Source organism: Pseudoalteromonas sp. GW168-MNA-CIBAN-0100, from assembly GCF_040309225.1.
Classification (GTDB): Bacteria; Pseudomonadota; Gammaproteobacteria; order Enterobacterales; family Alteromonadaceae; genus Pseudoalteromonas; species Pseudoalteromonas arctica.
In genome coordinates this window covers 1-261 of sequence record NZ_JBEOOL010000717.1, presented here as the reverse complement: position 1 = coordinate 261, position 261 = coordinate 1, and the positions used below count along the sequence as shown (strand labels likewise).

General features: G+C 43.7%; 1 protein-coding gene. It reads right to left on the bottom strand.

The features are described 5' to 3' along the window. The coding region (locus AAEY62_RS23150; protein WP_350636784.1) for a serine hydrolase at positions 1 to 261 on the bottom strand (261 nt) is incomplete at both ends.

Below are 261 nucleotides of genomic sequence, written 5' to 3'. Positions count from 1 at the left end.
GCTCTAGGTAATCGTCAAGTGAAAGACCGGTTATACGCTCAACCAATACTCCTAAAATCATGTAATCAATATCTGAATAAACATGCTGCCCGAGCGATTTTGCGCTAAGTGGCACACTGGTAAGTAAGAGCTTTTTTGTAGTATGGCTATTTTGTGAGTAAAACACATCGCCATTGCTACTGTCTTTACGATGAAAGTCAAACACCGGCGGATAGCCTGCGCTATGCGTGAGTAAATCTTTTACGCGTCGCTGCTCTCGAC